Source organism: Fructilactobacillus sp. X2R1C1 (assembly GCF_059901435.1).
In genome coordinates, this window is record NZ_JBWXUV010000073.1 from 1 (window position 1) to 285 (window position 285).

General features: G+C 47.0%; 1 protein-coding gene. It reads left to right on the plus strand.

The features are described from left to right. Positions 1–104 precede the first annotated feature (104 nt). The coding region (locus AC6UDG_RS07560) for a hypothetical protein (protein ID WP_500706968.1) at positions 105–285 on the plus strand (181 nt) is incomplete at its 3' end.

Consider the following 285-nt stretch of genomic DNA (forward strand, 5'->3'; position numbering starts at 1 on the left):
GCATAGTGCAGCCTGATGTATCGGTCCGGGGTGAAAAGATATCGGCAAATCTTTATCCACAGCGTAAACTGAAGGATGCTAAAGTAACCGGAAATGCCTATGCCATGCAATCCGAGGCAGAAAGAACGGTTGAAATCACGGCTTCCGAATTAAGCGTTGCCTATTCGACAAGATTTTTGCTTTCAGCTGCAAGTGCAAGTTCAAACGCAGAGGCTGTCCTGACCCCCAAAGAAAATGTAAAGGATTATTCCAGAGCATCACTGCGTGCTAACAGGCGCATAGACG